The sequence below is a fragment of the Paenibacillus senegalensis JC66 genome (assembly GCF_000285515.1).
In the GTDB taxonomy this organism is placed as follows: Bacteria; Bacillota; Bacilli; order Paenibacillales; family NBRC-103111; genus Paenibacillus_L; species Paenibacillus_L senegalensis.
The window spans coordinates 1,439,905-1,459,269 of sequence record NZ_HE610957.1; the positions used below are offsets into that span (position 1 = coordinate 1,439,905).

17 protein-coding genes are annotated in these 19,365 nt (G+C 48.6%); 7 read left to right on the forward strand and 10 right to left on the reverse strand.

Going from position 1 to position 19,365, the window contains the following annotated elements:
- Positions 1-19: 19 nt before the first annotated feature.
- From PSHG_RS06675 to PSHG_RS29195, 3 genes are all read right to left on the reverse strand, one after another.
- Positions 20-805 (reverse strand): SDR family NAD(P)-dependent oxidoreductase, encoded by a 786-nt coding sequence (locus tag PSHG_RS06675; protein WP_010271137.1) that lies wholly within the window; start codon positions 803-805, stop codon positions 20-22.
- A gap of 184 nt (positions 806-989) precedes the next feature.
- Positions 990-1,448 carry a chemotaxis protein CheX gene (locus tag PSHG_RS06680; protein WP_010271139.1) on the reverse strand — a complete coding sequence of 153 codons (459 nt, stop codon included), beginning with the start codon at positions 1,446-1,448 and terminating at the stop codon, positions 990-992.
- Positions 1,449-1,663: 215 nt separating this feature from the next.
- On the reverse strand, positions 1,664-2,482 hold the full coding sequence (locus PSHG_RS29195; protein WP_010271141.1) for a GNAT family N-acetyltransferase: 819 nt from the start codon (positions 2,480-2,482) through the stop codon (positions 1,664-1,666).
- Between the two features lie 511 nt (positions 2,483-2,993).
- Between PSHG_RS29195 and PSHG_RS06690 the strand changes: the two genes are divergently transcribed.
- Both PSHG_RS06690 and PSHG_RS06695 read left to right on the forward strand, forming a co-directional pair.
- On the forward strand, positions 2,994-4,364 hold the full coding sequence (locus PSHG_RS06690) for an endonuclease/exonuclease/phosphatase family protein (RefSeq protein WP_010271143.1): 1,371 nt from the start codon (positions 2,994-2,996) through the stop codon (positions 4,362-4,364).
- Positions 4,365-4,527: 163 nt separating this feature from the next.
- Positions 4,528-5,322: an HAD-IIA family hydrolase gene (locus PSHG_RS06695; RefSeq protein WP_010271145.1), complete on the forward strand. Its 795-nt coding sequence runs from the start codon at positions 4,528-4,530 to the stop codon at positions 5,320-5,322.
- A 72-nt stretch (positions 5,323-5,394) separates the two neighbouring features.
- Here the strand turns inward: PSHG_RS06695 and PSHG_RS06700 are convergent, their stop codons facing one another.
- Entirely contained in the window at positions 5,395-6,165 is a 771-nt protein-coding gene (locus PSHG_RS06700; protein ID WP_010271147.1) for a YheC/YheD family protein, read from the reverse strand.
- 192 nt (positions 6,166-6,357) lie between these two features.
- Between PSHG_RS06700 and PSHG_RS06705 the strand changes: the two genes are divergently transcribed.
- Complete coding sequence (locus PSHG_RS06705) at positions 6,358-7,056, forward strand: response regulator transcription factor (protein ID WP_010271148.1); 699 nt, start codon at positions 6,358-6,360, stop codon at positions 7,054-7,056.
- Positions 7,049-8,533, forward strand: coding sequence for a sensor histidine kinase (locus PSHG_RS06710; RefSeq protein WP_010271152.1), 1,485 nt, complete (start codon positions 7,049-7,051; stop codon positions 8,531-8,533). The genes PSHG_RS06705 and PSHG_RS06710 overlap by 8 nt, the downstream gene beginning before the upstream one ends.
- A 190-nt stretch (positions 8,534-8,723) precedes the next feature.
- Here the strand turns inward: PSHG_RS06710 and PSHG_RS06715 are convergent, their stop codons facing one another.
- Positions 8,724-9,605, reverse strand: coding sequence for a sugar phosphate isomerase/epimerase family protein (locus tag PSHG_RS06715; RefSeq protein ID WP_010271154.1), 882 nt, complete (start codon positions 9,603-9,605; stop codon positions 8,724-8,726).
- A 323-nt stretch (positions 9,606-9,928) separates the two neighbouring features.
- Between PSHG_RS06715 and PSHG_RS06720 the strand changes: the two genes are divergently transcribed.
- Together PSHG_RS06720 and PSHG_RS06725 are read left to right on the forward strand one after the other, a co-directional pair.
- The gene (locus tag PSHG_RS06720) at positions 9,929-10,831 is read left to right on the forward strand and encodes a LysR family transcriptional regulator (RefSeq protein WP_010271155.1); all 903 of its coding nucleotides are present in this window, start codon (positions 9,929-9,931) and stop codon (positions 10,829-10,831) included.
- 46 nt (positions 10,832-10,877) lie between these two features.
- Positions 10,878-11,684, forward strand: a complete 807-nt coding sequence (locus PSHG_RS06725; RefSeq protein ID WP_010271157.1) for a histidinol-phosphatase — start codon at positions 10,878-10,880, stop codon at positions 11,682-11,684.
- An 863-nt stretch (positions 11,685-12,547) separates the two neighbouring features.
- Here the strand turns inward: PSHG_RS06725 and sda are convergent.
- The 5 genes from sda to PSHG_RS06750 all read right to left on the reverse strand — a co-directional run bounded on the left by sda (position 12,548) and on the right by PSHG_RS06750 (position 18,046).
- On the reverse strand, positions 12,548-12,706 hold the full coding sequence (gene sda, locus PSHG_RS29885; RefSeq protein WP_010271159.1) for a sporulation histidine kinase inhibitor Sda: 159 nt from the start codon (positions 12,704-12,706) through the stop codon (positions 12,548-12,550).
- A gap of 390 nt (positions 12,707-13,096) precedes the next feature.
- A complete protein-coding gene (locus PSHG_RS26780) occupies positions 13,097-14,614 on the reverse strand; it encodes an ATP-binding protein (RefSeq protein WP_010271160.1) in 1,518 nt (505 codons plus the stop codon).
- Positions 14,615-14,832: 218 nt separating this feature from the next.
- The gene (sdhB, locus tag PSHG_RS06740; RefSeq protein WP_026021219.1) at positions 14,833-15,597 is read right to left on the reverse strand and encodes a succinate dehydrogenase iron-sulfur subunit; all 765 of its coding nucleotides are present in this window, start codon (positions 15,595-15,597) and stop codon (positions 14,833-14,835) included.
- 2 nt (positions 15,598-15,599) lie between these two features.
- Positions 15,600-17,372, reverse strand: coding sequence for a succinate dehydrogenase flavoprotein subunit (sdhA, locus tag PSHG_RS06745; protein WP_010271163.1), 1,773 nt, complete (start codon positions 17,370-17,372; stop codon positions 15,600-15,602).
- Between the two features lie 20 nt (positions 17,373-17,392).
- Entirely contained in the window at positions 17,393-18,046 is a 654-nt protein-coding gene (locus PSHG_RS06750; protein WP_010271164.1) for a succinate dehydrogenase cytochrome b558 subunit, read from the reverse strand.
- A gap of 351 nt (positions 18,047-18,397) precedes the next feature.
- On the opposite strand from PSHG_RS06750, the gene PSHG_RS06755 reads away from it, so the two are divergent.
- Positions 18,398-19,303, forward strand: coding sequence for a LysR family transcriptional regulator (locus tag PSHG_RS06755; protein ID WP_010271165.1), 906 nt, complete (start codon positions 18,398-18,400; stop codon positions 19,301-19,303).
- Positions 19,304-19,365 lie beyond the last annotated feature (62 nt).

Genomic DNA, 19,365 nt, shown 5'->3' on the forward strand with positions numbered 1-19,365 from the left:
TGCTATGCAAGCAAACAGCTTATTTCCTGTCCATCCACCGCCGCAGCCAGTGATCAAGCGAACGGGGAAGCAGCTGATACACCTTGCCGCCGAGTCCGCCTATAAAGGGCAGGTTGGCTTCTGCGCGCTTATCCGCTATAACCTTGATGATTCGCTGCACTACCTCTTCCGGCTGAAGCATGAGCCACGCTATGTTTTTAACATAACTGCCGCCGGGGTCGGCCTGAGCAAAAAAAGGCGTGTCTATCGGGCCGGGATTAACAGCAGAGACAACGATTCCCGTACCGCTTAACTCCTGCCGCAGGCTGTTCGTAAATCCCAGCACCGCATGCTTGCTCGCAGAATATCCGCTGGATTTGGCGGTTGCCACTTTTCCTGCCAAAGAAGCTATGTTAACGATCTGCCCACGCCCGGCTTCCAGCATGGCAGGCAGCACTGCTTTCGTGCAGCGCACCACCCCTAAATAATTCACGTTCATCATATCCTCCATTACTTCGACAGATGTATCCTCCAGCTTCTGAAAGACGCCATAGCCTGCATTGTTCACCAGCACATCCACCCGGCCGTGTTTATCATATATACGTTGGAACGTCCGCTGTACATCAGCCGTTGAGCCTATATCGGCAATATGAATATCGTGATCTGCCGCTAGTTCATGTGACAGCTTAAGCAGCTTGTTTTTCGAGCGGGCGACCAGCACAGGAATCGCCCCCAGACGAGCCGTCTCTCTAGCCAATAAAGCTCCAATTCCGCTGGATGCTCCCGTAATGACAATTATTTGACCGGACATCTGATCCTGCTTCATAGCACTCCCTCTTTCACATCTGTTAGCGATAGTGTAACAAATATTGAGCGCAATCCAAAATCCCCCACACCTTAAACGGATGAAATCCGCTCTCTGTGTGGGGGATGAATGGGTGTCCGCAAAGGACTGTATGAAATTGTGCTGAGAGTGGCGATTATAAGCGAAGAAACAGCTGCCGGCCGGCTTAGGCCACAACGACCTGGATGTCCATTTCTCCGATTCCTTCCATGATCAGTGGCACAGTTAGCGCACGTCTGGATGCCCATGCTGCGAAGGAAGTTGAGCCGATAATTTGCGGAGGTGTAATATCCACCGCAAGGCCCTGACTGTACAGCAGAGTGCTTGCATTGCCGCTAATCATGTTGCCGAGCTCCGAGATGGCACTGCGGCCCATTTCATCCAGCTCGGTGATCGTAAACCCGCCCATCATCGCCGAAACGAGCTTCAAAGCGACCTGTTCGTGCAAGCCGAACATCACATCCCCGTTCATTTGCCCCTTCAAGCCGATCTGAATCCACACGTAATTATCGACCAGCACCAGCTCCTTCAGTCCATGCTGACCCGGCAGAGGTCGAATTTGAATTAATTGTTCCAGAACCAGGGTTGCCGATTCCAAAAAAGAATTGATGTATTCCGCACGCATCCTGAGCGATCCTCCGTTCCCCATTGATCTAATTCTAAAGAATTAGGTTTATGGTCATGTTTTCCGACTGTCCACATTATACCCCATAGGTCTAAAGGCGAACAACTCCTTCTGAAAACATTTTACCTTTAATTTTCTTTAGGTCTTTTATCATCTTTATCTACTGGGATGAGCGGAGCGCTGAAGCTGCAGATAGCTCACATAGGATCATGGGACTACTGGACATATTCCAAAAAGGTGCAGCAGCGGACGAAACCGATTTGCTCATATACTGATTTTCCTTTTTCCGTAGCCTGCAGTCCCGCGAGGCGCAGTCCTTCTTCACGTGCATCGCGCAGGGCGGCCAAAGTCAGGGCGGTTCCAAAGCCTCTTCGTCTCGCATGCGGCACCGTAGCTACCGAATAGATGCCGGCCATCTCTTTCTCGCGGTACAAAATACAGGTTACTGCCGGATGTCCCTCCCAATAACCGATATATAAACGGATAGGATGATGCTTGGAAAAAGACAGCTCTCCCGCCTGACCGTAATACTTGCGCATAACGTCCTTAGGCACTCGGAAGGCTTCGGCGGCCACATCAGCAAAATGCTGCAGCTCATCATCATTAGAGACTATGCGAATGGCCAAATCTTGCGGCTTATCCTGCTGTGGAAGCTGCTCCAGGGGCATCACCATTCCCTCATAGACCTGGTGCGAGCGGCGCAGTCCATTTTGCTTCAGATAACGAGGCAGATCCTTAGGAACGGTCGATGGCGTAATCCACCAGCCGAAAGGCAGCCGCTGCTCGGCAAAATAAGCTACGGCCTCTTGGATTTGCTGCTGAATCTGCTCGTCGCTACCGGTTAACCGGCTCCGGCACACATAATTGAACAGCACAGTTGGCACCTTGGCATTAATAAGCTGCAAACCATCCTTTTCGACAGCTTCCATAGATGACAAGTGCTTGGCATAGTACTCCATATAATCGAGCATGTTGACTTCAAGAGCCTCTACCCATCCGGATACGGCTTGAGTTGTTGCCTTGGTCTTTTCCATCAGACTCCTCCTCGTACTGTATCTTTAGAATCATTACTTGCGCCCGGCTCTCATCCGGTGCTGGGGCAGATATCAGCTCCAGACCGAGCAGCTGCCTAAGTCTTGCTATTAAATCATAATACCCTCTTACCGGCTATCTCACTCATCGGCGCTTAAGCCAATCGCCGCTGCTGCTGCGAGAGACGGTCACCTCCTTCCTGCCAGGGGTCCCGTCCAGGCAAGAGCAGCCTTAAGAAAAGGTCCCAGCTAAAAAAACGGCAAATACCAAAAAAAGTGTCTATACGTGTTGATGTCAAGTATCCGTTAGAATAGTAACGCCGGGAGAAACCGTTGAGCGGCTGCTTTCTTCGAACATTCCGGCATTTTTATAATTAGATAGAGAGGATGAGTATTTCGGTGACACGGGGCAAAAAATCAATTAGGTTGATCTTGGCTTGCGTTATTTTGACAGGAGGTTTTTTTCGGAGCTTATCAGTTTATATCGACAGAGGCTTCTTCCGGGCCGCTGCGAATGATGAGCTTTAACCTGCGCTATGCGGCTGCAAATGATCCCTATCCTTGGGAAACCCGGCGGGAAATCGTACAAGAGATCATTCAGGAGCAGCAGCCGGATGTGATCGGGACGCAGGAAGGGCTGCATCGCCAAATTGCCGATCTGGATGAAGCGCTGCCGGAGTACGAATGGATCGGAGTCGGCCGGGAAGGCGGTCAGCTTGGCGAGTATATGGCGGTCTTTTACAATCCGCAACGGCTGAAGCCGTTGGAGCATTCCCACTTTTGGCTTTCCGATACCCCGGAAATTATAAGCTCCACGACTTGGGGCAACCGGATTCCGCGTATGGTTACTTGGGTGCGCTTTCAAGATTTACAAACGAACAAAACGTTTTATTTCTTGAACACCCACCTCGATCACCAGTCGGAAATCTCCCGTCAGGCAAGTGCCGAGCTTATTTTACAGCGTCTCTCGTCCTTTGACCCGGACATTCCGGTTGTCATTACAGGAGATTTCAACGCCAGCCCTTCCAGTCTGACGTATTCTATTTTTGGTGAGGGCGGCTTGCAGGACGGCATGCTCAGCGCCAAGAAAACGGTCAACGCCGAGCTCAGAACGTATCATAACTACGGGGATCCTACAGGTGGAGGAGCTAATCGCCGTATTGACTGGATTCTGCATAGCGATCAAGTAAATGTGCTGCACGCAGAAATTATTACCTACAACCGTGACGGTCAGTATCCAAGCGATCATTTTCCTGTCATGATTGAAGCCATTTTGAAAAAGTCCAGCAAGACGGCAGAGAATACGGTAGAGAAGCCGCCGATCCGAACCGCCCTCCACATCACGGAAGTCGTGCCTAACTCCCACGAGCGGGGCAACTATAATTATGTGGAGCTGTACAATCCGGGCAGCGAGCCAATCGATCTGGAAGGCTATCAAATCTACTATTACTATGATCCTCAGCTGCCTTTTGACAAATCAAAATCGAACCGCTGGACGATTACGAAGGATTCGTACAGCACAAACACGGTCATCGGTCCGCAGGAAACTAAAGTGATCTGGATAAAAAAGCAGCCCTGCTGCTATGAGCTCGGAATGGAGCAATTTTTGGCCAACTACTCGATCACTGCGGACGAACTCGGTCCAGATCAGCTGCTCGCGGTGTTTACGCCTGGAGACAATCAGGGCCTAAATGGTACCTCGACGACGGGACGATCCCTAGGTCTCGTATCCCCGGACGGAGCCCATTTGGTAGGCGTTCAATACAACGATGGCTCGCTGGACGTACATACCAATCAAGCCATCACTTATACGGAACCTGAAGCTTTAAGCAGCATTATGCAAAAGTCAGGCAGCCATCAGCAGCCCTCTCCGGGTACACCATGATGCAGGGGGCTCCTTGTTGGGAACCGCCTGCAATAAGTCCTGCTTGTTGGGAAATTGCATGCGTCCTGCCCTTCCTGAGCTTGCTTTGCTGCAAGTGATCCGGTGCACCTATTGAATTCGCTCCGGGCATGGCATACAATGCATGGGAAGGGAGACGATTGCTATGCCTGGATGGATAATAGATTTGGATGGAACTATGTACCGGGGCAACATGCCTGTAGAAGGAGCAGCACAGTTTATTTCACAGATAACCGAGGCGGGACACCCTTATCTGTATGTAACGAACAATTCCTCCCGGAAGCCGGGACAAGTGGCTGAGCATATCCGGCGGGTAACAGGCGCCAGCGCATCGGCAGAGAACATTCTTACCTCTTCCCAGGCAGCGGCCCGGTATGCCGCCGGCCGCAAGCCCGGGGCAAGCTTCTTTGCCATTGGAGAGGAAGGTCTCATGCACGCGCTTGAGGAAGCCGGGCTTGTCCCTGTACGGGAAGATGAAGTTCCCGATTTTGTGGTGCAAGGGATTGACCGGGGCTTCACCTACGACAAATTGGCCAAGGCCACCCGCTATATTCACCGCGGAGCCGAATATTTGCTGACGAACCCCGACCGGCTGCTTCCGGGTGATGGCGGCTTGCTGCCAGGCGCTGGTTCCGTGGCAGCTTCTCTAAAGACTGCCAGCGGAACCGAGCCTGTCGTCATTGGCAAGCCCTCTCCGATTATCTTGAATCTGGCGGTAGAGAAGCTCGGCCTGCCCCGCAACGATATCTGGGTGGTAGGCGATAATATCGAGACAGATATCGCCGGAGGGGTGGCCGCACGCTGCCGCACCGCTTTGGTATTGACAGGAATTACACGGGCGGAACAGGCCGGCGAGCTGTTGCAGCAAGCAAACCTCAAAAGCGACCTCATCTGCCGGGATTTGCCCGATTTGCTGCTGCAGCTGAGTCAGAAGCACTAACCCTGCGCCATCCCCTAACCAAGGCCATTCGGCCTGGCTCTTCCGGGTCACCAATATGCCCCGCTTGGTCTCTTACCCGTGCTTGCGTCCGTACGCACGGGCGTACGACATCATACGCTGATACATCTTGCGGCTTAATTTCTTTAAAGGATAAAACTGCGGCTGTCTGGAATTGACCTCCAGAACGTACGGCTGCTTGGTGTATTCATCCAGTGCAATATCAATACCCATTTCATGCATTCCTTTTTTGCGCCCGCTTAATTCCTTAGCGGAGGTCAAGGCCAGCCATTCTATCTGCTCCAGCCTGGACTCCGCTTCTCCCTCTGACACTCCTTGCTTCCGGAACAGGGTGGACATCTTCATGAGGCGGCCGCCCTGATGAAAATTGGTTACGATTTTACCGGCCTTGCCCACCTTTGCGAAAACTCCGGTCACCGTCCATTTTCCCCGCGGCTTGCGCTGCACCATTGCCCTTAAGTCATAGGGCTTATCCTGCACCCTATCCAGCCTGATCCCTTTTTGGATAATCAGCTTTTTGTTCTCCTCTTTTTTGCTTTTAATAAAGGCGTACAGCTCGTTCAAATCTTCATAATGGCGGGTGCGCTTGTTCGTTTTTACCGTATATCCATCCTCAGCGCACGTCACTTTGAAAATCCCCAATCCTAAAGAACCTACATTCGGTTTAATATAGAGCACACTATGCCGGGAGGCCATTTTGCGTAAATTCTTTCTGGAAAAGGACATCGTTTGCGGAAGATGCTTTTTCAGCCGGGAATCGGCCGAAAGATAGCGATAAACCTTTAATTTGCCGACAATAGTTGAGCTTTTATAATTTTTTTTCAATCCGATTCACCTCACCATAACCTATGGACATAAGAACCATTCCGTATGTGCTTATGTGGAGTTCATGCAAAATGGTCGATTGTCCCCTTTCCGTGTTAAGATAACTTTAAGGTTTATAAAATGAATCTATTAAGATTTGTAAGTTAATCTAGTAACGCTAGATCGCATGTGAATGAAAGGAAGCGAAGGGACATGCCTCAGGAAACGGTGCTGATTGTAGATGATGAAAAGGAGATTGTAGAGCTGCTGACCATTTATTTGACTAACGATGGCTACCGTGTATTCAAAGCTTACAACGGCCTCGAGGCGCTGCAGCTCTTGCAGGCGAAGGCAGCCGAGGTCGACTTGATCATTCTCGATATCATGATGCCTAGAATGGACGGCATTCAGGCCTGTCTGAAAATCCGTGAGAAGATGAACATGCCAATTATCATGCTGTCCGCCAAAACCCAGGACATGGATAAAATCAACGGATTAAGCATGGGCGCTGACGATTATGTCACCAAGCCGTTTAATCCGTTGGAGCTGCTCGCCCGCGTGAAGTCTCAGCTGCGCCGCTACAACCGGCTTAATACACCGGCGCAGCACAAGGAGGACGAGATTGAAGTCGATGATCTCACAATCAATATAGCGACGCGGGAAGTGAAGGTCGATGGGCGGGAAGTCAAGCTGACTCCGCGGGAGTTCTCCATTCTCGAATTGCTTGCGCGCAATCGGGGAATCGTGTTCAGCATTGAGAAAATCTATGAAACGGTATGGAAGGAAGCCTTCTTTGAGTCGGAGAATACCGTAATGGTGCACATTCGAAAAATCCGCGAGAAAATAGAGGAGCAGCCTAGAAAGCCCCGCTTCATCAAAACAGTCTGGGGGGTTGGCTACCGAATTGAATAGATTAAAAAACTGGTTCCCCTTTAATTGGTTCGGGGATTTGATTCATTTATGCCGCAAGCTAATTACTGTGCTGCTAAACAAGGTGCTGGAGAGCTTGCGGCTGCAGTTGATATTTACTTTTATCATTTGTTTATTATTTTCCCTGCTGGTTTTTGCAACCAGCTCGGCCTTCTTCGGGGAGGTCAACAAAACCGCTAGAATCGACTACACGCAGGGCAAGCAGCGGATCGAGCAGGAAGCACGCCATATGGTAGCTATGCTGCAAAATCCCTATCTTGAGGAGGAGCAATTGAAACAACTCCTTCAGCAGCAGCTGGAAATGACCCCCCTCAAAGTTCTGGTACTGAATATGGACGGACAAGTCCTTTACAAGAGCGAAAAAGCGACCGAAACCGAAGTCGATGTCCACCAGATGATCGCTAATGCGATGCAGGACCGAATCTACAATTCTTTTGAAGAGGAATTTATGACCTTCTACCCGGTTGACCTGATCAGCGAGAAGGCCTATTTAGTCGTAAGCGGTGTTCCCGCTGCCAACATCACCATGATTCCAGGGAAAAGTCCTCTCTCTCCTATTGCTGCTTCTGTCTCTTTTCTGGTGCTGTTTTATGTACTGACCAAAAGAAAGATGAAAAATATTGAGGAGCTAGCCTTAGGTTTGCTCGAAATTTCCAAAGGGAATCTCCACCATCGCGTAGCAACAAGGGGCAAGGATGAGCTTGGTTCGCTCGGTCGCAACATAAACCACATGGCTGAGGAACTGCATCGGACGATTGAAGAAGAAAGAAAGGCGGAGAGGACGAAAAATGAGCTGATCACAAACGTTTCACATGATCTGCGCACACCGCTTACCTTAATTATCGGCTACTTGCGCTTGCTGAAGGATAAAAATTATGAGGATGAGCGACAGGCAGACGCTTATCTGCAAATCGTCTCCAACAAATCGGAAAAGCTTAAGAGCCTTATCGATGATCTGTTTGAATACACTAAGCTGAGCAGCATGGACAGCCCAATTGAAAGCGAGCGGCTCTGCTTGAAGGAACTTCTCGAGCAGCTCGTGGAAGAATTGGTCACTTATGCCGATGAGAACGGAGTGAAGCTGGAAAGGACTTTTCCTCCCGGCAAGCTGATGGTCAGCATCGATGCCCCAAAAATGATCCGGGTCTTCGAGAATTTACTGTCTAATGCGATTAAATACAGCAAAAAGCCGGGAGCCATCCGACTCTCTATGACAACGGAGGAAGATTCCTATGTCCAGGTTACCGTGATTAACCGTGGGGACCCTATTCCAGAAGAAGAGCTGGAAAGACTGTTTGACCGCTTCTACCGTGTAGATGCATCCCGCAGCTCCGATACCGGGGGCTCAGGTTTAGGCTTGGCTATAGCCAAAAGCATTGTAGAGGCTCATGGTGGATTGATCTGGGCTGAATCCGATCAGACTGAAATTCGCTTTTGCGTACGACTGCAGCTCGCTTAATCTGACATGCAGCCAGGGCCTTAAGCTCTCCAAATTATCCGTCTGTTTAGCTTACCCGCTTCCTCAGCCTCTATGTTTGGGCAGCTCCGGTTGATAGGTTGTCACGCTTTCCCGGAAGGTGGCCACACTTTCCCACAACGTGGCCACACTTTCTACCAGAACACTGGTCACGTTTTCTCCCAGAAAGCTGTCACGCTTTCTCCCAGAGGGAACGAAGATAGGTCAAGGAAGCGGTCAAAGCTTCCGCTTGTTCATCTGCCGGCTCATCGCATTCCAGCGCCGCATGCCCGTCATAGCCGTTTTCCTTCAGCACCTTCAGGAATCGTTCCCAATCGATTCCTTTTTCGATGTCATTCAGCCCCGGAAGCTGGCGGTCTTTATCGGCCAAATGGACGTGAGCCAGCAAGCCCATCTCTATTGCATCTTCTAAAATATCCGCATCCTCTCTCTGCATCAGCATGTGATAGCTATCTGCAAGTACACGAAGATGAGGGAGATACAGGGAAGCAACGAACTCAACGGCTTCCTCCACATATTTCAGCATATTGCATTCCTTGCGGTTTAAAGCTTCTACAGCAACGAGCACTTCGCACTTCTCCGCGTAAACCTCGCAGCGCTGCAGGAAAGAAGACAATTGCTCCATAGCCTGAGCACGGTCAAATCCCGGAGGGACTTTGCGAACGGCTCCCCCTCCAAAATTGATCACCCTGGCCCCTATCGCTTGAGCCCGGGGGAAGGCGCGTGCCAAATAAGCGTCCAGCTTCTTCTCTTCCACTGCCGGACCGGTTACAGGCAGAGCAGCCGGAAGCAGCGAATTGACTGCTTCACAGGATACAGGAGACTGTCTTAGCAGTTCCAGAGCCTTATTAAAGGCTGATTCCGGCAGCTCTGCAAATACATGGAGCGGAAGCTCCGCAAAATCAAATCCCAGCTCTGCTGTGAGCTCCAGCTGATGTTGAAAAGAATCCATCCACCGCGCCAGGGCCGCTTCAGTCACCGGTTCTCGGGGAGCCGGGTCCATTCTGATACATCGTCCGATTCGCATATCGGTCATCCATCCTTTTTTAACCAATTTCTATTGCTCTTATTTTTCTAATGCTTCTTATACTTCTTCTACTTCTTATACTTCTACTTCTTTTACTTCTTATACTTCTAACTCTTCTGCTAACCCTTCTTATACTTCTAACCCTTCTTCTGACCCATCTTATTCTTTTTTACGAATGAACTGTATTATACTTGTCATAGCATTAACCGTAAAGGGATTGCCCAGCGGCTTAATCTTGGCTATAATGTACTATTAAAAAGAATTGTTTATACCGTACAGCCAGCTGATAACTAACTGTTATTGATTCACTACTTGACTCATTGGATTCCATTCGGGAGGCCAAACTTAGAATGAACATTAATCAATTGGAAACCTTACTGACCGTATCTCAAACGATGAGCTTTCGCAAAGCGGGCGAGCAGCTTAATCTGACCCAGCCAGCGGTATCCGCACAGATCAAGTCGCTGGAAGACCAATTTCAGACCGTGCTCATTGACCGCAATCAACCTGTGACGCTAACGGACAGCGGGATCATTTTTTTAGAGCACGCCCATAAAATTTTGGCCATTGTGGAAGAATTGAAGCAAAGATTGGCCGATCTGGAACACAAACCCCAGGGAAACATCAACCTTGGAACCACCACTTCGATTGCAATCCAAATTTTGCCGAGGGTGCTGTCCTATTTTCAGAATCAATACCCGCTCATCAGCACAACCATTCACTCCATGCCTTCATCCCAAATCATGTCCAGTGTTGAGAATGGCACTGTGGATATTGGGATAGCCTACTTAATTGACAAATCTCCCAGCCTGGAGACTTCGATTTTGTATTACGATACCTTTGAGCTGGTTGTGTCCCCCGAACATCCGTTAGCCCATTCTTCTTACAGCACAGTGGAATCACTCCACCATCTTCCTTTCATTATGTTGACTCCGAACACTGCCGGCCGCCGGTTTGTAGATCAAATATTCAAGAAACTCGATGTCCAGCCCAAAATCGTTATGGAGCTATCCAGCAGCGAAGAGGTGAAAAGAATGGTCGAGCTGAATTTGGGAGCCGCTATTATCTCCAAACTGTCCGTGGCTAATGAATTGAAGATGGGAACATTAAAGGTTATCCAGGTTAGTGAGCTAGAAATCACTCATCCTGTCGGAGTCATTTATAAATCAGGTCGCTACCTGAGCTCGGCTATTAAGCAGTTTTTGAGCGACTTGAAGGGAATGCCTGAAACCCAGTTTATTGGCTCAGAATAAATAAACACGTTAGTTAATAGTAACCAAGAACTTGAGGAGGCTAATTATGAAGTTCGATTTGCATACGCATCATGACCGCTGCGGTCACGCTGAAGGAACCATTCGCGATTATATTGAGGCTGCTATTCAAGCGGATTTTCAGGTAATCGGAATTTCCGACCACTCTCCATACTTCGCCAGCGAGGTGGATCAGGAGAAACCCGGTATTGCAATGGCCAAAAGCGACTTTTCCAATTATATATCCGAGGTGCTCCGCTTAAAGGAAGAATACAAGGATCGCATTGAAGTTTTGCTGGGAGTAGAGTCGGATTTCTTCCCTCAACATGCTGATTTATACAAGCAAATGTACGAGCCTTATCCGTTTGATTACATAATCGGCAGCGTTCATTTCACAGGCGGCGTCAGCATTTTCAACAAAAACCGCTGGAAAGGGCTGACCCAGGTTCAGCAGATCCAGGCCAAGGAAGAATATTATCAGCGAATCGCGGAGTCAGCCCGTTCAGGCATGTTCCAGATTCTTGGGCACATTGATGCGATGAAAGGCTACTACCCGGAATTTTCGAATCTTCCTACCAAGATGGTGGAAGAAACGTTAAAAATCATTGGCGATACGGGGATCGCTATCGAAATCAATACATCCGGCAAAACCAAATCCTGCGGAGGCTGGTACCCAGCGGATGATATTTTAGAAAAAGCTCTCTATTACAAGGTGCCGGTCACTTTCGGTTCAGATGCCCACATTCCGTCCAGAATCGGTGATGAGTGGGAGTTGGTTCAGCAAAAACTCCGGGAAATTGGTTATAAGGAATGGGTTTTCTACCGGCAAAAGCAGCCCGTTTCCGTCCCCCTATAGAATAATTAGTCATTATTAGTCCAGGCAGCCCGTTTACTGTGCATAACCGTATCAGCGGCACTGGCAGCGGGCGGCAAGCTTTTTGCTGGCCGTAGCTGCTGCTTGCTGTCGTGGCTGGCCGCTTCGAATTCTAACGCTCGCAGCGGTCTTTATTTTGCTCAGATCGCGGGTTTCTGGACTTTTTGTCACAAATAAGAGCGAGGGCGAGCGTTAGCGCAATCCGTCTCGCAAAGCACCTACGCGGAACGTGTCGCAGCCCCCATTAGGACAGGCAGCTTACAGGACTACTACTGGCCAACGAATGATACAAATCGACACCCTCTAGTCGATCTTACACACCGTGCGAAGCTTTCGGAAAACGGTGGTGCTGCACGACAGTGGTCAGAATCTTTTAGGTGCAATGAAAAGCTGAAATTCGATACAAAAAAAGAGGACCTTGCCAACGGGGCAGGGTCCTTAAGTGTAAATCTATTTTAAAAAGGGGGTCATGTCATTATAGTACCCCAGCCACGTTAACAAACCGTAACAGGAATATTTCATTTTGATTACAAAACTTTCCGCATTCCTCTTCTTGCCTTACGCTCTCTCTTACTATACCTTCCTCGCAACACTTGCTTACCTTATACTTCATATTACCCTGGCCCATTGAACTTTATTATTACACTTTATTATTACACTTTCTTACTGCACTTCCTTACTGCACTTCCTTATTACCTTTCCTTATTGCGCTTCTTGCACTTTTCTTGCCTTGTCCTACCCTTATTACACTTTCCTTATTCCACTTCCTTATTAATCTTCCTTTACTTTTCTTTGTTACTTTAACTGCCTTTCACAGTTACTACGCATTATGGCCGTTCTTTCTGCTAGATTCCCTTTGATGAAGAGCTCTGCTCCAGTAATGGCAGCTCCAGCTTTCTTCGATTAATCTCCGCTAAAAGGAGCGAGATAAATTCCCTATCCAAGTTTAACTCCACCGCTTTTTGATAAGTCTCCACCAGGATGTCGTCATTTAATAGAGTCATTGTTCTCACCCTTTCTTACTCTTTGTACTCATCCTAACATTGATCTTTATTTAGAACAACTGTTCTGTTATCCACACTAACTTGTGGGCAATATGTAGATAAATTGTGCATAACCGTCTTGAAGCTTACCCTAATGCCCGTGGATAATGTGTATAACGTTATCCACAAAAACGCCGTCCTCTTTCTATTGAAAAATATTTTTATAAATTTTTTTAGCTCATCCCTTTAATAATGATTTCCATGCCAGACCGGAGTTTTTTCAGGGCATAGCAAAAAGACGGATTAATGGGCGCTGCCAAAACTTCCGTCTCTTCATGATTTTAATACGGTTCAATAAACAAGACTAGTTCGCGGGGACTGAAAGTCAGGATACATTTAACACTGGGCTACTTACTCCTCCTGCTTCTGAAGCGGAAGATCGATCCATACCGTTGTCCCGACATTCTTCTCGGAATGAATCTGCAGCTTTGCTTCGTGCTGTTCGAGAATTTGATTCGACACCATAAGCCCCAGTCCGCTTCCATTGTCCTTCGTAGTAAAAAAGGGCTCGCCCAGGCGGGAAATTACTTCCGGTTCTATGCCTGTACCGGTATCCGTAAATTTCAGCCTAATCATTCCGTTCTCGGTTAGGGATGCGTGGATCCACAATGTCCCTCCGCCGTTTGCCATTGCTTCGATTGCATTTTTTACAATATTGACGAACACCTGCTTCATTTGTCTTCCGTCACAATAGAGCTCCGGAACGTTCGAATCAACGTGACAGAACAATTCCACTCTCGCAGCAGCCGCCTGCAGCTCCATGACAACCAGCACTTCCTGTATGAGTTCATCAAGCTGATGATTCTTGAAATTTTGGGCTTCCGAAGGCCGGGCAAGCACCATAAATTCTCCAATTGTATAGTGAATCCGCTCCAGTTCAGTAAGCATAATATCGATGTAGGGCTGATGTCCTTCCGACTTGGATTTCATCAGCTGGAGAAACCCTTTCATCGCCGTCAACGGGTTGCGCATTTCATGAGCAAGACCGGCAGCCAGCTGGCTGACCGCCAGCAGCTTGTCCGATTGCCGCTTCTGCCGATCCCGTTTTCTCTGTTCCGTCACATCCCTGAGCATACTTTGAATAACGGGACGCTGCATATATTGAAACACTGCGATGCTGGACATTTCCAATTCTATAGATTGTCCGTCCATTCGAATCATGCGGTATTCCTTGAAGCTGGCCCGGGATTGATTAAATTGCAGCGTTTCCAGTCCTTCCTTGACAATTTCCCTATCCTCCTGGTGGACGAAGTCAAGAATAGAACGTCCAAGCAGTTCTCTTTCCCATTTAGCTCCCAATAACTGCAGCGCTGCATCGTTAGCATAGATAATGACGTCCTCGCTGTGGAACAATATCGGCTCCGGCGGAACTTTCAGCATACTGCTGTTGCGCTTATCCCTCTCTATAACAAAGTCCTCCAACTGCTGCAGCTTCTCCTGATTCCTTCTGTCCTGGGTAACGAGAAGCAACAGGCGCGCACCCTGCAGTTCCACAGAGCTTGCCCGGATCTTAAGCGGCAGCGCCTCTTTATTTTTAGTAGACCATACTCCCAGAAGCTGCAGCTCTTGGCCGGAATCGATCTGTTTCCAATCGGAAGCAGACAATGCTAAGCGAGTATGTCCGGTAAGCGCTGCCCCATCCATAGCCAAATACTCTTCCTCATTATAACCGGTCAGGTTACAAAGCGCTGAATTAACTACCCATACCCGATTCAGCTGGCCCTTCTCATCTCTTTCACACACCAGGACCCCTTCCTGTAACTGGCTGATCAGCTGCTCAACCAGTTTCCAGGCCGAATTCTCCCCATTGCCGATTAAACCGGCTTGTCCCCTTGTCCGGGAACGGACTCTGCTCACCAAGTCACTCATCTTTTTACCACTCCGCTCTTTGAGGTGCCACTTTGACTAAATTATACTATGTCATTCAAGCTTTGGATATTGCTTGTCGAAAAAAGGCGGAATTCCCAAACACCGGGCACTTTGCAAATCCAAACACGGAAACTTACAATTTCTGATATAGTAAAAAACCTGGAAGAAATTCGCCAAACGAATTCTTCCAGGCTCATAGGCTGATAATCGAAAAATGGTTACGAGCGCAGCCATTTCTTGAATAGATGCTTCGTGGTGTCTGCATTGATCGCTGCTATGGAGGTCGTCAGCGGAATTCCTTTCGGGCAGGAGCGCACGCAGTTTTGCGAGTTACCGCAGCCTTCAATGCCTCCATCGGTCATGAGGGTCTCCAGACGCTCATCCTTGTTCATTTCTCCTGTCGGATGAGCATTGAACAATCTGACCTGAGAAATCGCAGCCGGTCCGATAAAGTCGGAACGGTCGTTCACGTTGGGACAAGCTTCAAGACAAACTCCACATGTCATACATTTGGACAATTCATAAGCCCATTGACGTTTGGTCTCAGCCATCCGGGGACCCGGTCCCAGATCATAGGTTCCATCAATCGGAATCCACGCTTTAACCTTCTTCAAGGCTGAGAACATCCGTTCACGATTAATGACCAGGTCACGCACAACTGGGAAAGTGGTCATTGGCGCAATGCGGATAGGCTGTTCCAGCTTGTCAATCAGCGCTGTACATGCTTGACGGGGCTTGCCGTTAATAATCATGGAGCAAGCTCCGCACACTTCTTCCAGACAGTTGGATTCCCAGCAAACCGGAGTCGTCTTTTGTCCCTTCGCGTTAACCGGATTACGCTGCAGCTCCATCAGCGCGCTGATCACGTTCATATTGGGACGGTACGGGATTTCGAAATCCTCGGTGTACGGGTTCGAGTTGGCATTATCCTGACGGGTAATGCTCAGCTTTATCGTTTTGTTGCTCGCCACTGCCTCAGCCATGCTTATTCTCCTCCCTTCTTCTGGTTGCTTTGTTTATCAGTTGAGTAGTCACGTTTACGAGGCGGAATCAGGGAAACATCGATCTCTTGGTACGTAATTTTCGGACCATCCGGTGTATGAGTTGCGATTGTAGTTTTCATGAAATTATCATCATCACGCTCTGGGAACTCCGGTTTATAGTGGGCACCGCGGCTTTCGTTTCTCATCAAAGCGCCGATTGTCATTGCGCGGGCCAGTGTCAGCATGTTCCACAATTGCCGGGTGAACGCCACACCAGGATTGTTCCAGCGGGACGTATCTACAATGTTAATGTTCTTGTATCTTTCCATAAGCTCCTGGATTTTGTTGTCCGTTTCCTCCAGGTTCTTGTTGTAACGAACAACCGTCATGTTGTTAGTCATCCATTCTCCCAATTCTTTATGGATAACGTAAGCATTTTCGGTGCCGTCCATTTTCAGCAGCTTCTCGTATTTATCGGTCTCCACCTTCTTCTGTCTTTCAAACACAGAAGAGGATACATCCTCGGCATGCTTGCTCAGGCCTTTAATATACTCTACAGCTTTAGGCCCGGCGACCATCCCTCCAAAAATCGAGGAGACCAACGAATTCGCGCCAAGACGATTAGCCCCATGAATGGAGTAATCACATTCGCCGGCAGCAAACAGTCCCGGAATATTGGTCATCTGGTTGTAATCGACCCACATTCCGCCCATCGAGTAGTGAACCCCAGGGAAAATTTTCATCGGAATTTTACGCGGATCGTCTCCCATGAATTTCTCGTAGATTTCGATAATGCCTCCGAGCTTAATATCCAGCTCTTTCGGATCCTTGTGGGAAAGATCAAGGTATACCATGTTCTCCCCGTTAATACCGAGCTTCAAATCTACACACACATGGAAGATTTCCCTCGTTGCAATATCACGCGGAACAAGGTTCCCGTAGGCCGGATACTTCTCCTCCAGGAAATACCAAGGCTTGCCGTCTTTATAGGTCCAGATCCGTCCGCCTTCCCCACGGGCCGATTCACTCATCAGACGAAGCTTATCGTCCCCCGGAATAGCCGTCGGGTGAATTTGAATGAATTCGCCGTTGGCGTAATGAACGCCCTGCTGATACAACGCACCGGCAGCGGTTCCTGTATTGATGACAGAATTGGTTGTTTTACCAAAAATAATTCCCGGACCGCCTGTAGCCATAATAACGGCATCAGCCGGGAAGCTGTGAATTTCCATTGAACGCAAGTCTTGGGCGACGATTCCACGGCACACTCCCTCGTCGTCCAATACAGCGGATGTAAATTCATAATGCTCGTACTTCTTGACCAGACCAGCCGTTTCCCAACGGCGAACCTGTTCATCCAATGCGTACAGCAGCTGTTGGCCGGTAGTAGCTCCGGCAAACGCTGTGCGGTGATGCTTGGTTCCCCCGAAACGGCGGAAATCCAGAAGCCCCTCCGGAGTCCGGTTAAACATAACGCCCATCCGGTCCATCAAGTGAATAATGCCAGGAGCAGCATCACACATTGCTTTAACCGGCGGTTGATTCGCCAGGAAGTCTCCCCCGTATACCGTGTCGTCAAAATGCTCCCACGGAGAGTCTCCTTCCCCCTTTGTATTTACAGCCCCGTTAATTCCGCCCTGGGCACAAACAGAGTGAGAACGCTTGACCGGAACCAGGGAGAATAAATCTACATGAACGCCGGCTTCGGCTGCTTTGATCGTTGCCATAAGTCCGGCCAGCCCTCCGCCAACTACGATGATTTTTGTATTAGCCATTGCGTCTAGTCCCCCCTCGATTATTGATTCAGAACGCTAGTGTCTTGAAATTCCGCCCCGGTAAAGGCAGTAATCGCCAAAATACCGATAACCGACAGCACCACGAAAAAGATCATGCAAATGTAGCCGGAAACCTTCTGGGCACGTGGTCCCACAGTAATTCCCCAGCTGACCAGGAAAGACCAGATTCCATTCGAAAAGTGGAACACAGCCGCTACAATCCCGATAATATACAAGGCAAAAGCCCAAGGCTGTGTCGCAATTTCGTGCATCCGAACTCCCAATTCGTCGTGACTGACGATGCCTAACGCTACTTGAACACGGGTTTCAAATACATGCCATACTACAAACAGCAGCGTAATGACGCCTGTAACCCTTTGCAGCATAAACATCACGTTACGGAAATAGCCGTAATTGTTTACGTTATTCCGCGATGTGTAGGCCATGTATAAGCCGTACACCCCATGGTACAGCAGCGGGAGATAAATGCCGAAAATCTCCAGGGCCAGCACAAAAGGCAAGCTGTTGATAAACTCTACCTGCTCGATAAACCCTGCATGCCCCTTCTCAAAGGCTGAATAGTTGGACACCAGGTGGAAGATCAGAAACATTCCGACCGGGATAATCCCAAGCAGTGAGTGCAGCTTGCGATAGTAATAAGAGTTTCCTGCCATCTGAAAACGTTCCCCTTTCAAAATTATGGAGCTTGTCAAAACCAATACTCATTGTAAACCCAAGCCGATGAAGCGTCAACAATTTGTAACATGATTCGTCACGATATGGACACACTCATTCTATCGCTTCATGTTAGACCGGGCTTTGAGTCTCTTCACCTGCCCTTAGGCTTTCCATTGATTGTCGAAAATATAGGGAAGGCTTCATCTTTTGTGAACATTACGTGACATATTTCATTTTACTGGTAGATCACTTATAATGGAAGTGCTTATTCATTATATATGTTTATTAACTTTTTGCATAACGAATGAAATTATCATCATACTATCCATTAGATGAGGTGAAACGCATTGGAGGATTTATATGCTTTCGCTACCGTTGTCGAGCAAAAGAGCTTGAACCGCGCTTCAGGAGTGCTTAAGCTGTCACAGCCTGCGCTTTCACGCAAAATCATGGGGCTGGAGGCGGAGCTGGGCATTCAGCTGTTTGAGCGCAAGGGAAAGCGCCTGGAGCTTACCCGCGCTGGTCAGGTTTGCTACGAATACGCCGTTGAGCTGCGGAAAATCCACCGGGAAATGGTGCAGACCTTAAGCCAGTTCCGCTCCGGTCTGTCCACTTTAAGCTTAACGATAGGGGCGAGCCTAACTACACTGCAATCGACTCTGCCGGATTTGATTACTTTTTATACTAACGATTTCCCCCATACAGATATTAAAGCATTAACAGGCAAAACCCATGAAATCGTTACAATGGTAAGAGAAAAAAAAGTCGACATTGGCCTCGTTGCTTCGCAAAGCGAAAGCCCGGGCTTAACCTGTCTGCCCTTGTTTGAGGATCATTTATGCCTGGTCCTGCCTGCCGGACATCCGCTCGCGGAAATGAAAGCAATCAAAATGAAAAACATCCAGGATCTGCCGATGCTGCTCTTCTCCAAAGGAACATGGTACCGCGTCATGATGGATGAGTTGTTTCACAAATACGCTGTATTCCCGAATGTGAAAATGGAGATTGATTCTTTTGAAGCGATCATTCGGCTCGTTTCTTCTATTAAAGTGGCTACCCTGCTGCCCAAATCGTATTTGCGCGGTCATCTGCTGGACAACAACGATCTGTCGGTTAGAACGATACCGGAGCTTGAAGAGCGTAAACGAACCACATCCTTGATGTACATTACTGAAGCAGCCGCCGACCCGGTGATCAGCACGTTTATCGGAAAGGCCCGTGAATATTTCTCCAAGGCCGGCCGCTCCCCTTGATTGGTTAAACCTGCAGTAGATACGAATTGTTTATTAAACCTAAAATTTTGCTGTATACGAAC

What these genes read in the sequence shown, in the direction of transcription:
- PSHG_RS06725 (WP_010271157.1), top strand. Translation starts at nt 10,878, where the DNA reads ATGAAGTTCGATTTGCATACGCATCATGACCGCTGCGGTCACGCTGAA.
- PSHG_RS06705 (WP_010271148.1), top strand. Translation starts at nt 6,358, where the DNA reads ATGCCTCAGGAAACGGTGCTGATTGTAGATGATGAAAAGGAGATTGTA.
- sdhA (WP_010271163.1), bottom strand. Translation starts at nt 17,372, where the DNA reads ATGGCTAATACAAAAATCATCGTAGTTGGCGGAGGGCTGGCCGGACTT.
- PSHG_RS06675 (WP_010271137.1), bottom strand. Translation starts at nt 805, where the DNA reads ATGAAGCAGGATCAGATGTCCGGTCAAATAATTGTCATTACGGGAGCA.
- PSHG_RS29195 (WP_010271141.1), bottom strand. Translation starts at nt 2,482, where the DNA reads ATGGAAAAGACCAAGGCAACAACTCAAGCCGTATCCGGATGGGTAGAG.
- PSHG_RS06690 (WP_010271143.1), top strand. Translation starts at nt 2,994, where the DNA reads ATGATGAGCTTTAACCTGCGCTATGCGGCTGCAAATGATCCCTATCCT.
- sdhB (WP_026021219.1), bottom strand. Translation starts at nt 15,597, where the DNA reads ATGGCTGAGGCAGTGGCGAGCAACAAAACGATAAAGCTGAGCATTACC.
- PSHG_RS06695 (WP_010271145.1), top strand. Translation starts at nt 4,528, where the DNA reads ATGCCTGGATGGATAATAGATTTGGATGGAACTATGTACCGGGGCAAC.
- PSHG_RS26780 (WP_010271160.1), bottom strand. Translation starts at nt 14,614, where the DNA reads ATGAGTGACTTGGTGAGCAGAGTCCGTTCCCGGACAAGGGGACAAGCC.
- PSHG_RS06750 (WP_010271164.1), bottom strand. Translation starts at nt 18,046, where the DNA reads ATGGCAGGAAACTCTTATTACTATCGCAAGCTGCACTCACTGCTTGGG.
- PSHG_RS06680 (WP_010271139.1), bottom strand. Translation starts at nt 1,448, where the DNA reads ATGCGTGCGGAATACATCAATTCTTTTTTGGAATCGGCAACCCTGGTT.
- PSHG_RS06720 (WP_010271155.1), top strand. Translation starts at nt 9,929, where the DNA reads ATGAACATTAATCAATTGGAAACCTTACTGACCGTATCTCAAACGATG.
- sda (WP_010271159.1), bottom strand. Translation starts at nt 12,706, where the DNA reads ATGACTCTATTAAATGACGACATCCTGGTGGAGACTTATCAAAAAGCG.